The organism is Gemmatimonadaceae bacterium (assembly GCA_016720905.1).
GTDB lineage: Bacteria > Gemmatimonadota > Gemmatimonadetes > Gemmatimonadales > Gemmatimonadaceae > Gemmatimonas.
The window spans coordinates 12,586-26,017 of sequence record JADKJT010000012.1; the positions used below are offsets into that span (position 1 = coordinate 12,586).

A 13,432-nucleotide genomic window follows, 5' to 3' on the forward strand; every position below is an offset into this window, starting at 1 on the left:
GCACGCGTCACGCCGGTCGCTCACGAATCCACACAATTGAACTCGCCGTCGGCCCGGCAGGACGTGGTAGCGGTTTGCCGGCCGCGATGGCGGTGGCGGCCGCCGTCGCGACCTCGATGGCATTGGCCGCCGCGTTCGCGGCCGCCGTCGCCGAGTCTGGCCGTGGCGGTGGCGGCGGCGGTGCCGGATTCCGATTGAACCGGGCGTAGTGCGGAATGGCCGTCATGGGCGCTCCGTTCGCGAACGCACCGGTAATAACCGTCACCCCACCCAGCAGATCACCGCGCCACTCTGTGGTGAGTGGTGCGTCGGGCGCCAGCACCCCGTCAATGTCCTGATCCACCTTCTCGATGTTATACACGAGCGGTCCGTACCGGAGCGCCACGCGGCCGACGTCCGCCTCGATCCTGGCGTCGGCCCGCACGCGCTGCACCGTCATGGGCAGCGCCAACTCGATCGTGTCGCCCGCGCTCCACCTGCGCGTCACCACCGCATACCCGTTCACCACATTCATCCGCTCGGCGCGACCATTCACCTTGAGCGACGAGATCCCGTCTGCTTTCGGCGTGGCCGCATACAACGCGCTCGCATCGCGCGTCGGCATGCGGATGTTGATCGAAAACCGCGCGGGCACCGTGGGATTCACCGTGATCGCGACGTTGCCGCTCCAGGGGTAGTTCGTGTCCTGCACCATTTCGACATCGGTACCCGCCACCTTGTCCACAAGGACTCTGCTTCCCGCAAACAAGTTGACGTGGATCGCCTGCGTATCTTTCGAATACATCCACGTGGGCAGCATGAGCAGCGTGCGCGGAATGTTGCCGGTGCAGCACGGAACCCCATGCCAGGCCGAGCGTGGGCCCGTCTGTGCCAGCGGATTGGTATAGAAAAATGCGGTGCCCTCCAGGTCGAGTGCCCCCAGCAACGCGTTGTAGAGCGTCTGCTCGAAGAGGTCGGCATATTTCGCGTCATGGTACGCGAGATGCAGCTTCCACTGAAAGAAGATCTCGCCGCAACTGGAACAGGCTTCGCAGTAGGCATTATTGCGGAGCGAATAGTTGGGCCCGAATCCTTCTGATGTTTCTCCGCTCCCGACACCACCGGTGAGGTAGTACTTCTTGTGGGTGATGTTGTCCCAGAGCGACTTGACGGCGCTTTGGTAGTCGACGTCGTGCGTTTCGACGGCCACATCGGCCATCGCCGAATAGTTGTACACGGCGCGCACCGCATGGCCCACGGCTTCGTACTGCTGTGTCACCGGTACATGACTCTGGTCGTACTCCGATCCGTTGCCACGACAATCCAGCAGGAACTTGGCCAGGGCAACGTACCGATCACCTTTGCCACCGCCTTCCACTTCGTTCACAAAACGGCCGAAACGCACGAGCGCCTGCTCCATCTCCTGATGCCCGTCAAACCATTCCTGCTTGGGAGCGGGGCCGATGTGGTCGGCCCAGCAGTCACAGAGCCTCTTCGCGGCCGTGTACAGTCGGTCATCCTTACGGTCGGTCATCGAGTAGTGGTTGATTGCCGACTCGATGAAATAGCCCGCCACGTATCCCTCATGGTTGGCTCGCGCCGACGCACTCCAGCGCTGCGTCCAGGGTTGTGACGAGCCACCCGGAATTCCAGGCCCATCCGGTCGCGGCACATCGCGGAGCGTGAGGGCCGTGTGCAGATACCCATCGGGATGCTGCGCGGCGAGAATGATGGGAATCCATTCGTTGAGCGTGGTGCGCATGTGATTCTGCGCGGCGACGATCTCGGTGTCACCCTGCGGATCCACCATCAACGCCAGACTCATCGACTCCACGGTTTGGTGCACCCACGCGTTCGAAAACACATACCCGCGGTGCGCCGCATGCGGTTCGCCGCGCAGCGCCTTGGCCGCTTCGATGAAGTTGTCCAGGCCGCCGTCGCCGCGACCGGCGGGAATATCCGTGCGCGTGCACTGCTCGATGCAGTGCGGAATCCATTTCGTGATGAGGATTTTTGTGCGCGCGCTCCACAGCGGGCTCGTGATCGTGTGACGCGTGGTCACCACCGGCGACAGCTGCTTGACCGGTGGCGGTAGTTCCACCTTCACCGTGAGTGTCGACTCGGCCGTCGTGTCGCCATTGTTGGCGGTCACTCGCAACACGTAGTCGCCGGCCGCCGAGAAGGTCGCCGTGGTGCTGGCGGCGTTCGGGTCGGCAAAGGTGACCGTGCCCGGACCTGACACTTTGCTCCATGTGGTTCGTGGCGCCGGACCCGTGGGGGCGGACGCGGCGGCACCTCGTCGTCCACGCCCCGGCCTTGGCGGTGTACCGTACCCTGCCCATCCGTTCAAGTAGGTTTTTCCGTGTTTCATCACCACCCGATCGACACCGGCAACCGCGTTGACCGGCTCGGTGTTGACCAGTCTGGTAACTTCCGGCTCGGCGTGTGACGTCAACGCAAACGCCTGACCGATCGGCGTCGCGCTCACGGTCACCAGCACACTGGCCGTGAACCGTTGCAGGAGCTCGCGCCGGGTGAGATCCTTGCCAGAGTCGTGGTTGCTCATATCGTTGACTTACGGGCGTGGCGACGGGGCGTCAACCTTTGGGGCATCATGAAACGGATTATTCTTTCGGTACTCGGTACCCTGCTGTTCGCCGGCGTCGCGCGGGCGCAGTCGCACACCCTGTATGCCGGCGAGTGGAAACTCGCGTTTACCTCGCAAGGCAATTCGGGCGAACTCACTGCCAAACCCACGCCGTGGATCACCTTCACCGCCACGGTTGTGCAAGTGGACAGCACGCTGGGTGGTGCCATGCGATCGGATGGTCCGAACGGACAGTTTGGCTGCCGGCTACGGGCGGGCGCCTGCACGGCCGGGCGCATGCGCCTGTCGTGGGATGAACAGGATTGGCAGGTCTTCGAATTCACCTTGGACGCTGGTTCCACCACTACCGGCAAGGGACGCGCGGAAATCCGGTTCCCCGATGGTGGCGTCGACAGGTACACGTTCGTGATCTCGAGACCATGACATGAGCACGTTTACGGACGAGGGCGCGATGTCGGCACACTCGGCGGCTCGAACAGCCGTTTGTTTGGCGCCTGATCGACGCGCCGGGGTGCGGGCGGTGGCGTCGCGCCGTGTGCGGCCATCGGGGTGATCCATGATGACAACCACCAGCGAAATTTCTCGTCCTGATGCAGCACCAGAAACCGTGGTCCGGCGCCGGTCATTGCCGATGCCGTGAAGGGCAACATGGCGCTCTGGATATACTGACCGCGTTCGTCGTAGTAGTCGAGCATACGTCCCTGTCGGTCGGACACAACGCCGAGCAGCACCACGAAGCCGCCGTCCACGACTGACGCATCAACAACAAACGGCTGCTGCACGTGTGCACGGTCGTCTGGCGTGTCGACGCGGGGGTATGCGTCATCGATGGTCGCCTGCGGCAAGGCGCCCGGCGCACGCAGCGGCAAAGGGGGCAATCGCGGGCAATCGCGGCGGCACGCCCGCCCCGGAGGCGGTCGGCGCGCTGACAATCAGTACTTCGCGTCCAGTGAGGAGCAGCAGCGCCGCGAGTCGCCGTCGCCAAAGCGCAGGCGCGACGCCGACGGGCCGGTGATCCGATGTCGGCCAACCAGCCTCGTCGTCGCTGGGGCTGCCGGTCAGTGTGAACGCCTCGAGTATGCGACGGTCACCCAGCTGCCGCACCTGCAGTAGTGTCGACGGCACCGTCCACAGTCGCGCCACGAGAACGTTCCTCATGGCGCTACTGCATATCGAGGCGACCGTCGTATCGCTCGCGTGACTGGGGCGCCTGGGCGTTGCCTACTGCCGTCGCACACTCACCGCATAGCGACCGGACCCGTAGCCGCTCAGTCGCACCAGATAGTCACCGACAGGCAACGTTCCTGAGAGGCGAGAGCAATAGTCGTTGTTGTCGTAATCGATGTCATCGTTCGAACTCAACTGTGTGCCGCCCGCCGTGAAGAGTGTCAGGATGGGATCGGCCTCCACCGCCCAGCCACAGGCGCCGACATGCCCGACCGCTTCAATGAGGTAGTTGCTGACCACGCGAATACGCAACCGAAAGAAGTCGACATCGTTCGCACCCGAAAACGTTCCGATCATGTAACCATCCGGGAGCAACTCGTCGGAACCTTCCGGCGTGTCGTTGGGCTCCAATTCCGAGGCGCCAGCCAGGGCGAAGTTGGCCGCATACAGTCCTGCACCATCCACCACCACCGATGTCGGCGCTGCAGCAGAACCCAGTGCTCCCCACGGTCGCATTGGCACCCCGAAAATTCCGTCGCTGTACTCGTCGACGCCTGCGAACACCCAGTATGGACCGTCGGGAAGTCCTGTGAACCCGAACGTCCCACCAACTCCGGCCGTCACCGTTTGCACGGTCGCGCCGGTCGTGGCGTTCACAAGTCGTACGAACAACGTGCGCGGCGGCACTGTGGTGGCCGCGAATATTCACCATGTTCACCGGCCGGTGCCGAAGAACTGGTCCCATCCGGGTGCACCAAGGTCAATCGTATAGTTGATGAGACGCGCCTTGAGCTGTGCGGGCGTGAGGCCCGGTTCACGTGAAAGCAGGGTGCGGCCATCCCGGCACGTGCGGCGCGGCCATGGACGTCCCCTGCCACGAATCCACGATCGGAGTGCCGTTCTGGAAGTTCCGTGGAGGAGTACACGCCATGCGTCGCGCCGAAACTGACGTCTCCACCCGGGGCGGCAATGTCCACATTGGCACCGTAGGACGAATACGACGCGCGGGCCGGGAGGGCGCGACAGCCGCAACCGACACCGGTTCCGGATACGACGCGGGATAGTTGCGGCGTGGCGTTGTTGCTGTTCCCGGCCGAGGCGATGATCAGGGAGCCATTGATGAAGGCGGCCTGACGGCGTTCGCCATCACCACACTGGGGCTCGAGCCTCCGAGACTCATGTTGATGACGCGTGCCGGACCGCCCGCCGCGGGACTGTGCCACCAATGCCATTGTCGACGGGCAGCCAGCCGCGTACAGGACACCCTGCGCGATGTCGTAGCTGGTGCCACCACCGGCGATGCTCATCACACGCACCGGTCGGATGCGCTCGACAATTGACGCCCACCACGCCGCTGGAGTTGTTGCGGATCGCCCCAACGTGCCGGATACGTGGAGTCCGTGATTCCGCGCATCACACCACGTGCAATGCCACTGGCGCGGCTTGACGGCTGGGTGGGATTGCTGTCGTAACCGTCGCCGTCGCCGGTGACATCTATGGAACCGCCCGCGCACAGTGGCGCGCTGGACGAGGACACGAAGTCAAAGCCACGTGAGCACGCCGACCATGGCCGGGGGTCGAAGCGTATGCCGTCGTCGACCACAGCGATGAGTACGCTCGGACTGCCGGTCGTGACCGTCCAGGCCAACGGCAACTGTATGATGTTATAGTGCCACGACTGCTCCACGTATCGCGAGTTACCCGGATACCACGCCGCCGCCGGGATACGTGTTGATCAGGCCGCCAGCGCGAATGGTACGGTCAACAAGGATTGCAGCGAAACCGGGGCGGACCGACCGGCCTCGCGCAATCAGGAATTCCGCATGGCGGTCGGCGGACCCGATGCGTGGTCATGATGTAGTTGCGCTCTACCGCCTGCACGCGCGCATCGCGACGAAGCGACTCGACACCGCGTCTCATCCGCGCCCGGCACGAGCCTGAGGCGAGCGGTCAGCGCGCTTACGAGACGGAAACGTGGTGACGTCCCCTCGCCAACGGTCGGCGCAACGCGGGCTTCAATTGCCATCCGCACCGCGCCACTGCGGTGGCCTGTCGATACGCTTGCGCACCCATTGCCGGAGCACCAATACCGTTCGCCGATACGTCACCAGCAATTCGCCGGGCACGTACGGGTCGGTCGGAGTGGCCGTCGCAGACGTCGGCGGTCGCCGCGGGGGAGCGGCGCGCGCGCCGGCTTGGTGCGCACGGCTGCCGGTGGCTGGATGTTGGCCGCATAGCCGGTAAGCCGACGATGCACGCCGCCGCCGCGCACCGCCGCATCCGCGACGGTCACGAGGGCGGCACCGCTACCGGTGATGGTTCCACGAATGACCCCGTTCGGCGCACCGACCGCCGTGAACTGCGCCTGCGCCGACGGCACCGTCGCCTACGCGCCGGTGACAGTGCTGTTACCCGCATAGCGCGACAGCGTGTGGTCCGTGGCCGCGTTGCCATTGGCATCGGTCACTGCTTGCGCCGGATTCACCGTTCCTGTTCCCTGCGTGACGGTGAAGTTCATGTCGACGCCGGCCACGGGGTTGCCGAACGCGTCGCGCACACCCGCAACCAGCGGTTGCGGCAGCGCATTCCCCGCCAGACCGTTCTGCGCGTTGCCGGACGCCGCAATCACCGTGGACGGATTGCCCGCGCTCAGCGCGAACGCTTCGCTGCTTGCCGTCGACGTGGACGGAGCCTGCAACCGCAGCACTTTCAGGCCAACCGGGCCTCCGATGGCGAGCACCGTAAACGTCACGACGCCACCATTGGCCGTTGCGGTGGCGCCGGACACCACCGTGCCACCACCGCCTGTGCCCCCGACACTTGCGGTCACGACGGTCGCATTGTCGGTGCTCACGCGATTGCCCCGCGCATCCTGCAACTCGCCCTGCGGCTGAATGGTGAACGCAACACCGGCGCGCGCGGGCGACGGTTGTCGCAGAAATATCAAGCGTGCGGCACGCTGCCGTACTTGCATGGTGCGTTCGCCCTGCGCGGACCCGCTGACCCCGCGGACGATCGCCGATCCTTCGGCGATTGCGGTCATCAGCCCGTTGCCGTCAACCGTGACGACTGCGGGATTTCCCGACGTCCACGTAACGGTCCGCCCCGTGATCGGATTGCCGCGCGAGTCTCGCGCTGCGGCGATCGCACGCGCGGTATCACCGATGGCGCGAATGGTGTCCGTGGCGAACGTGACGGTCACCTGCGACGCGGTTTGCCGAACCGACACCGCACACTGCCCGTCGCGCCGCCCACGGCGGCGCTGATCGGGTGCTGCCGTTCCCGATCGCAGTGCCAGTCCGTTGGCGACGGTCGCGACTCCGGGGTTGGATGAGCTCCAGGTGAACGTGAGATTGCCAACCGCGGCGCCCTTGGCCGTCTTGCCGGTGGCACTCATCGTGATGGTCTCGCCGATGGCCGAGAGCAACTGCGAGGGCGCGGCGATCGCAATCGATGTCACGCTGGCCGGACCGGTGGGACCGTCACGCCTCCACAGCCGCCGAGCACAACCAGCGCGAGCACCGCAATCCGTCGGCGAATCATCGAAGCATCCGGGCCGCATGGTTGCGCGGGCAGCGGCGCGCCTGTCGGGGGCCGCGTGCGAGACCGGTTATTGTAGAACGCGCGATCGCGAGACGGCTCATTCTCCCTTTTTGTGCGGAGGCCACGCCCATTACCCACGACCGTTCTCCATCGCGTCAGGAATAATCTGCAGCGCCCGGAAGGTCACTGTGTACACCACCCCCGGCCACGCCATGACGGTGAAACTGCCCTGCAGCACCCCGGGCGTCATGGTGGTATTGATGGTGTTCTTCATGACGTACGAGGTTGGGTCCAGTTCATCGGTACCAATCCAGTATTCACCGGAAAGCCCACCGCCTCCGAGTGGTCCCAAGGAGAAGCGCTTGTCGTCGGCCAGCCCATAGTGGATCGCCCGCGGAGGCTCGACGATGCCTCGCACGTTCGCACCCTGACCCGCGGGAACTTGCTGCAGTCTGGCCTCGCCGGCACTCACGTAGATGTGGTTGTCACCGAAGCGGGCGGCGAGCGCATTCATCCCGTTCACCACGTAGTTGTAGTAGAGCAGGTCCACGTCCGGGTCGTTGAGCGTACCGGCACGGGTCACGGTGGCCGATTCGATTCGCCACATGGCGGTGACACGGGGGCCCACCTGCACGACCGCTTGCGCGGTGCCAAGCTGAAGCCGGGGAATGATGCCGACGTGGACGTCCACCTCGACAAGATCGGAGCCGCCGCCCTGTCCGCTCCTCGCCAGATAGTTCGCTGTCCCTTGCTGGGTAAGCGTCCCGAGTGGCACCGAAAGATCTCCGTAGTTCGCGGTGTTGCGCCAGCGGAAGGACAGGCTCTCCGTGCCCTGCCACGCCGGCTCCAACTCTACGCGGAGTCCCACTTGCTGGCCGCCAACCAAGTCGGTCGATGCCGGAACGAGCTTCACCACATAGCGGGGAATGACCTCGATGATTGCGTCCGCCTGTCCAATGGGTGTGAACGTCTCCCCGATAACCCTTGAGATGAGCTTGCCCAGGATGGGATCGTATTTCGCTTGTTCGTACTCCGGCACACGAACAAGCGCCTTCACCGTGATCTTGTCGCCTTTGGGGAATACCGCCGATTGCTGCGAGGGTGGAAACGCCGTGTACGAAATGGCCTTCGACTGCGTGCGTTGCGTTCCCAGCGAGACGGTGCCCGCATTTTGTGTCGCTGTCCACTCGAAGTAGAGCTCTGGGCTCCCGTACACCTGGGCGAGATTGCCGGCACGATCGAAGATCACGGCGGACAGCGGAACCGAACCGCTGTACTGCACCAGCGACGACGACGGCTGCAACTCGACCGTGAGATTCAAATCCGCCTTCACACTGGTAATGGCTGATGCCAGCCCCACCAACGGTCCGTTGGGAACGCGACGACCTTGTATCTCGACGCGCACGAAATCGAGGTCGCCCGCGGGAAGAATCGGCACGGACGCCGTGTATTGAATCGTGTTGTCCAACTGTGCGCCAAGGCCACCGTTCGACCCGGTCGTGGTCCAGACGTATTGCAGCGTGTTGGAGGGTCGATTGCTCCCGGGAATCGTGGCGGCGAATACCACCGAACGACGCCCCTGATTCACGCTGCCCTGACCCGGCGTCAAGGTCGCCGGGGGTGTTGCTCAACGGCTGCCATTGGGTGCCGTTCCACCGCTGGATGGTCAGGTCGCCGGGCAGCGCCCATGGTGGGAGTGCCGTCTGATCGTAACGGATGGTGACCGTCACAGGCTGCGCGAACTGGGTGCCGTTTGGACCAAGCTGATACCGCACGCCACCCGCCAGCCAGTAGCCCTCCGGATCGGCGACCGCATCACTGATTGGGTTCACCGACACGGCCACCTTCGCCGGAACGGCGCCGGCTGGTATCACCAACGTGATGGCACCGCCGGCGGCGACAATCGTGCCGCCGGCTGGACTTACCGAGCCGCCTTCGGCCACCGTGACGACTGCGGTGCCGCTCTGGCCATCAAGCGTAGCAGTAATGGTAGACTGACCGGGCGCGACGGCGCTCACCAATCCGTTCGCGCTCACCGTGGCCACGGTCTGGCTGCTTGAGCTCCAGCTCACGGCCCGCGTCACGGTCCCGCCCTTTGTGTCCGTCACCGCAGCGGTGAGCTGGGTGGTCTCAAGGGGAACCAGGTTCGCGGTTCCCGGCGTCACCGAGACACTGGCAACCGGTGGCGGTGAAGACGGTGGCGCGTCAACCGTCCCGCCGCCGCCACATGCGGTTAGCACAAGGGTGGCAAGCAGACGGAGTCGACGCACGTCGCATACGGTGTTGGTCATACCATTTGTAGCGCAAAGGGTTGCTCCCGCGGATCACGGGAGCGCGTTTTGCGACTACTGCTTCATCAATACGACGCCCCCGGGCCCCGTCAATAGGAGTTCGACCCAGGGGGCGAAGGAAATCAGCCGATGCGCGCCTTACCCATGGAGCGGCGTTGACACACCCAGCTTGAACCCGTCCGGATCGTTGAACTGGAACATCCGCGCGCCCCAGGGACGGTCGGCCGGCTCACTGAGGAGCGTCCAGCCGGACGCGGTGATCCGAGCGGCGGTCGCGTCGACATCGGCGGGCGTCGGCACATTGATCTGCAGGTAGAACCCCTGCCCTTTGACGCGGTCCCAGCCGAGCTTGCCATCGTCCTGATTGAGGACAATGCGGATATCGCCCGCGCTGATGACGGCGGCGACAACCTTGCCTTCGTACTCGAACGATTGGTCCACGGCAAAACCGATGGCATCGCTATACCAGCGGAGGGAGGCCTGGAGATCCTTGCAAGTGATTGAGCAGCCCAGTGTAGTCGCGTTGAGCTTGGCGGAATTGGTCATCGCTATCTCGGGGAAGGGTGAGCGTGTGCCGCCAAACGATCGAACAGCACGGGTGGCGGGCAAGATAACCGGGGAACACGAGCGCCTGCCACCATGCGTGAGCAGGACCTTGTGGGATGGGGAGTCGCGGCGCCGTTCAGCACAGAGGCCACCACTTGCATCATCGAGCCGCTCCCGTATGGCAAGTGTCCGGTAAGCGCACTGGAGCACCGCCGTCGGCGACGCGTTCCACGCTTGACGGGCCACGACGCCTCCATACTATTCACCACTAGACCGAACGGTCTAGTTTGTTTTCGTACTCATCATTCCAAAGGTGCGCGATGCGAGTAGCCCGAGAGCAGGTGGACGTACGGATGGCAATCCCCGGCGTCGTGATCCGTCAACAGAAGAATTTTGGCAATGTGCGCGGATTCGACCGGATCAGTGCCGAATACTTCTCGCTCGCGGCGGGCGTGGACACCACGGAGCTGTTCAAGGGGCTTAAACATGATCTCTGCCAGTGCCCGCACTGGGGTTATGTGCTGTCGGGAGCGCTCACCACCACTGACGAGCATGGCGTTGAGGAGACTGTGCGCATGAACGACTTGTTCCATTGGCCGGCCGGACACAACGTTCGCGTGGACGCCGACGCGGAGATCGTGATGTTCAGCCCGGAACATGAGCACAGTCAGGTAATTGACCACATGATTGCGAAGGTCTCCACCTGACGAACGCCACCAAGCAGCGCTTGCTCGACGTTGGCCTCGCCATGCTCCTTGAGCATGGGTACCACGGCCTGGGTATCCAGGCCGTGCTGGAGGCCGCGCGTGCGCCCAAGGGTTCGTTCTATCACCACTTTGCCGACAAAGAGGACTTTGCCCTCCACGTCATCGACCAGTACATGGTGGGGGTGCACGCGGGGCTCGACGCCTGTCTCGGATCGACTGATCGGCCGCCATTGGCGCGGGTGCGCCTTTTCTTCGAGATGACGCAGCAGGCCTATGAGCGAGAAGGGTACCTGGGCTGCCTGCTCGGCGGCCTCGGGCAGGAGCTCTCGGGAGCCAACGAGGTCTTTCGCGTCCGTATCGAGCAGTGCCTCTCGCAGATCGCCGAGCGGACCGGTGCATGTCTCGAGGAGGCGCGTCGCGCTGGTGAGATTCCGGCGAACACGGACACCACGCGAATGGCAAGCCTCCTCGTGGATTGCTGGGAAGGTGCCGCGCTGCGCAGTCGACTTCGCGGTGAGCCGTCCTCGCTCACCGCCATGCTCGACTTCTTTTTTCGTTCGGCTGAGGTCGCGGGACGTGCGTTCTGAGGCGACTCACCATGGACAGGATCGCGACGCAGTAGCGGCAACGGGTTGGCCGGACGACTCTACCGGATACTGGAAGCATGGACGCACGAACTCCACGGCCTCACGCGATACCCCTGACCTATGATTGACGGTGACATTATCGCCGGTGCACTTGAGTTGATCGGCCACGCATTTGAGTCCCTGTCGGACAAGCCCAATCCCCGGCAATTCGACGATTCGGACCAATCACCACTCACGCCGCGCGAACGCGAACTGGCCGCCGCCATTCGTGACCGCCGGAAAGTGTCTGCCAAGACCGCCGAGGACCTGGTGCGCTGGCTCCGCACCCGGAATCCGTGACGCGCTGTCACGATCACGACAACCATCGGTGAGTTCCAACTGACAGGAGGGCACCATGCCCATGTTCCAGGGACGAATGCGCGAGGCGCGCGCTCACTCGGAAGCCCCCCGTGGACGGTCACTGCCTCGTGGGCGTTCGGGGCGCATCGCGCTTGTGCTGCTCGGATTGCTGGTCGGCGCCTGGGCGGTGTATCGGCCTGAGGTACAGCGTCCGTTCGATTTCATCGATTTCCCGGAGTCGATCCTCATTCTGAAGCGCCACGACTCGGTCCTTGCGCAGTTCTCTGCGTTCACGTCGTCGTATTGGCGCGAGGCGCGCTTCAACCCGATGATGTACCTGAGTGTGGTGTTGAAGTGGAAGATGTTCGGCTGGTGGACACCCGGTTGGCAGTTGATGCGCTTTGCCACCATGAGCACCATCGTGCTGCTCGCGTACGCGCTGCTTCGACGACTAGGCATCTCGGCGTTGGGCGCTCTGGGCGGTGCAACGGTGTTCATCATTGCGCCCCCGGCCGTGCGTGGATGGATTCGACTATCCTCTGCCGAACCGCTGGCGACGCTCCTGGTGCTTGTCGCCACGCTCATGGCCACGCGCATTCAGGAAACGCGGCACCGACTCGGCGCGGTCCTGTCGATCGCCGTGCTGGGCGCCCTCGTGGTATTGACCAAGGAGATGCTCGCCGTCGCGTTCCTGCTTCCGATATTCGTGGTGTTGACCGTGCGTCCGTCCGGACGCCTTGGTGCACCGCGCCTTTCCGATGGCAGACTGACGACAGTCGGATTGGCGGTCCTTGTGTTGGGTGCAAGTATCACCCCGTCGATTTGGGCGTTTGTCAGCGCGCCGAAGGCATCGTACGGAAAGCTGTTCGGTTCTGCGGCTCCGTCGGTGCTTGATGGGCTGGGCGTAGCGCTGGCCGCGCTGCTGCCATTCGTGCCGACCACCGGCGACGTTGGAGTGCTGCTGGTCGGAGTGGCGTACGCCGGACTGTTACTCGCCGGTCTGCCGCTCGCACTGACCGCGTCGGATGAGCGCTCTCATACAACCACGCTGCTGTCTTTGGCCGCGATCCTGCCCCTCGCGTGCGGCCTGGCGTACCTCCCCTGGCCCCACTTCCAAATGGTGTACGCGCTCCCGTTTCTTTTCGGCGAGGCCGCGATGGTCGCTGTCGCGATCAGCCAGTTGGAGCGACTCGGCCGTATCGCTGGTGTCGGCGCGTGTGTCGCGTGGTGCCTGGTGTTGACGTACGCGATACCGGATGCCTTATCGAGCGCGCGGCGCATTCAGGCCACACAGGTGGTCACGGGCGATCTGATCGCGCGCCTGGCGAATCGGCAAGGCGTCGATTCCGTCCTGGTGGTTGGCCCGGAAACCGTTTTTGATCCGCGTGCCCGGTTTGCGCCTCGGCTCACCATGGCCGCGAGCTCGCAGGGGCTTCGCATTCCGACCACGGTCGATGTATCGTGCGCCGTTGGCGCGATTGCCGCCGGTGTGCGACCCAATGTGCTGGTGGTCTGGTCAACCCTTGCGTGTGGCGTCCCACCGATGCCGGGCGAGTCGATTCGACGTGACTTTCCTCGTTTTGACTGGCGCGCCTTTCGGTGGCGTGAAGCGTCCATGCGATTGGACATTCTGGCGGCCAGATCGGTCAAGGAGGAATAGTGCCC

The 13,432-nt window shown here is 64.2% G+C and carries 15 protein-coding genes; 5 read left to right on the forward strand and 10 right to left on the reverse strand.

Annotation, left to right across the window (positions count from 1 at the left end):
* Positions 1-7: 7 nt before the first annotated feature.
* On the reverse strand, positions 8-2,545 hold the full coding sequence (locus tag IPP90_11415) for a glycoside hydrolase family 127 protein (protein MBL0171321.1): 2,538 nt from the start codon (positions 2,543-2,545) through the stop codon (positions 8-10).
* A gap of 48 nt (positions 2,546-2,593) precedes the next feature.
* Here IPP90_11415 and IPP90_11420 point away from each other — a divergent pair, with 48 nt between their 5' ends.
* Positions 2,594-3,010, forward strand: coding sequence for a hypothetical protein (locus IPP90_11420; protein MBL0171322.1), 417 nt, complete (start codon positions 2,594-2,596; stop codon positions 3,008-3,010).
* An 11-nt stretch (positions 3,011-3,021) separates the two neighbouring features.
* Here IPP90_11420 and IPP90_11425 read toward each other — a convergent pair whose 3' ends face one another.
* The 9 genes from IPP90_11425 to IPP90_11465 all read right to left on the reverse strand — a co-directional run bounded on the left by IPP90_11425 (position 3,022) and on the right by IPP90_11465 (position 10,134).
* Positions 3,022-3,369, reverse strand: coding sequence for a hypothetical protein (locus tag IPP90_11425; GenBank protein ID MBL0171323.1), 348 nt, complete (start codon positions 3,367-3,369; stop codon positions 3,022-3,024).
* Positions 3,370-3,409: 40 nt separating this feature from the next.
* Positions 3,410-3,745 carry a hypothetical protein gene (locus tag IPP90_11430; protein MBL0171324.1) on the reverse strand — a complete coding sequence of 112 codons (336 nt, stop codon included), beginning with the start codon at positions 3,743-3,745 and terminating at the stop codon, positions 3,410-3,412.
* A gap of 63 nt (positions 3,746-3,808) precedes the next feature.
* The gene (locus IPP90_11435) at positions 3,809-4,411 is read right to left on the reverse strand and encodes a DVUA0089 family protein (protein MBL0171325.1); all 603 of its coding nucleotides are present in this window, start codon (positions 4,409-4,411) and stop codon (positions 3,809-3,811) included.
* Complete coding sequence (locus IPP90_11440; GenBank protein MBL0171326.1) at positions 4,408-5,133, reverse strand: hypothetical protein; 726 nt, start codon at positions 5,131-5,133, stop codon at positions 4,408-4,410. Before IPP90_11440 ends, IPP90_11435 begins: the two co-directional genes overlap by 4 nt.
* Positions 5,061-5,291: a hypothetical protein gene (locus IPP90_11445; GenBank protein MBL0171327.1), complete on the reverse strand. Its 231-nt coding sequence runs from the start codon at positions 5,289-5,291 to the stop codon at positions 5,061-5,063. Before IPP90_11445 ends, IPP90_11440 begins: the two co-directional genes overlap by 73 nt.
* 567 nt (positions 5,292-5,858) lie before the next feature.
* Positions 5,859-6,134 carry a hypothetical protein gene (locus tag IPP90_11450; GenBank protein MBL0171328.1) on the reverse strand — a complete coding sequence of 92 codons (276 nt, stop codon included), beginning with the start codon at positions 6,132-6,134 and terminating at the stop codon, positions 5,859-5,861.
* 6 nt (positions 6,135-6,140) lie between these two features.
* A complete protein-coding gene (locus IPP90_11455; GenBank protein ID MBL0171329.1) occupies positions 6,141-7,214 on the reverse strand; it encodes an Ig-like domain-containing protein in 1,074 nt (357 codons plus the stop codon).
* 568 nt (positions 7,215-7,782) lie between these two features.
* Positions 7,783-9,588 carry an Ig-like domain-containing protein gene (locus IPP90_11460; protein ID MBL0171330.1) on the reverse strand — a complete coding sequence of 602 codons (1,806 nt, stop codon included), beginning with the start codon at positions 9,586-9,588 and terminating at the stop codon, positions 7,783-7,785.
* Positions 9,589-9,726: 138 nt separating this feature from the next.
* Complete coding sequence (locus IPP90_11465; protein MBL0171331.1) at positions 9,727-10,134, reverse strand: VOC family protein; 408 nt, start codon at positions 10,132-10,134, stop codon at positions 9,727-9,729.
* Between the two features lie 320 nt (positions 10,135-10,454).
* Here IPP90_11465 and IPP90_11470 point away from each other — a divergent pair, with 320 nt between their 5' ends.
* The 4 genes from IPP90_11470 (at position 10,455) to IPP90_11485 (ending at position 13,427) form a co-directional block, all read left to right on the forward strand.
* Positions 10,455-10,841 carry a cupin domain-containing protein gene (locus tag IPP90_11470; protein MBL0171332.1) on the forward strand — a complete coding sequence of 129 codons (387 nt, stop codon included), beginning with the start codon at positions 10,455-10,457 and terminating at the stop codon, positions 10,839-10,841.
* Positions 10,838-11,428 (forward strand): TetR family transcriptional regulator C-terminal domain-containing protein, encoded by a 591-nt coding sequence (locus IPP90_11475; GenBank protein MBL0171333.1) that lies wholly within the window; start codon positions 10,838-10,840, stop codon positions 11,426-11,428. The genes IPP90_11470 and IPP90_11475 overlap by 4 nt, the downstream gene beginning before the upstream one ends.
* A gap of 120 nt (positions 11,429-11,548) precedes the next feature.
* A complete protein-coding gene (locus IPP90_11480) occupies positions 11,549-11,767 on the forward strand; it encodes a hypothetical protein (GenBank protein MBL0171334.1) in 219 nt (72 codons plus the stop codon).
* A gap of 55 nt (positions 11,768-11,822) precedes the next feature.
* Complete coding sequence (locus IPP90_11485) at positions 11,823-13,427, forward strand: hypothetical protein (protein ID MBL0171335.1); 1,605 nt, start codon at positions 11,823-11,825, stop codon at positions 13,425-13,427.
* Positions 13,428-13,432: the final 5 nt, after the last annotated feature.

Bases quoted from the DNA above. Each gene is read 5' to 3' on its own strand.
- IPP90_11485 (MBL0171335.1), top strand. From the start codon at position 11,823: ATGCCCATGTTCCAGGGACGAATGCGCGAGGCGCGCGCTCACTCGGAA.
- IPP90_11470 (MBL0171332.1), top strand. From the start codon at position 10,455: ATGCGAGTAGCCCGAGAGCAGGTGGACGTACGGATGGCAATCCCCGGC.
- IPP90_11420 (MBL0171322.1), top strand. From the start codon at position 2,594: ATGAAACGGATTATTCTTTCGGTACTCGGTACCCTGCTGTTCGCCGGC.
- IPP90_11460 (MBL0171330.1), bottom strand. From the start codon at position 9,588: ATGACCAACACCGTATGCGACGTGCGTCGACTCCGTCTGCTTGCCACC.
- IPP90_11430 (MBL0171324.1), bottom strand. From the start codon at position 3,745: ATGAGGAACGTTCTCGTGGCGCGACTGTGGACGGTGCCGTCGACACTA.
- IPP90_11465 (MBL0171331.1), bottom strand. From the start codon at position 10,134: ATGACCAATTCCGCCAAGCTCAACGCGACTACACTGGGCTGCTCAATC.
- IPP90_11480 (MBL0171334.1), top strand. From the start codon at position 11,549: ATGATTGACGGTGACATTATCGCCGGTGCACTTGAGTTGATCGGCCAC.
- IPP90_11415 (MBL0171321.1), bottom strand. From the start codon at position 2,545: ATGAGCAACCACGACTCTGGCAAGGATCTCACCCGGCGCGAGCTCCTG.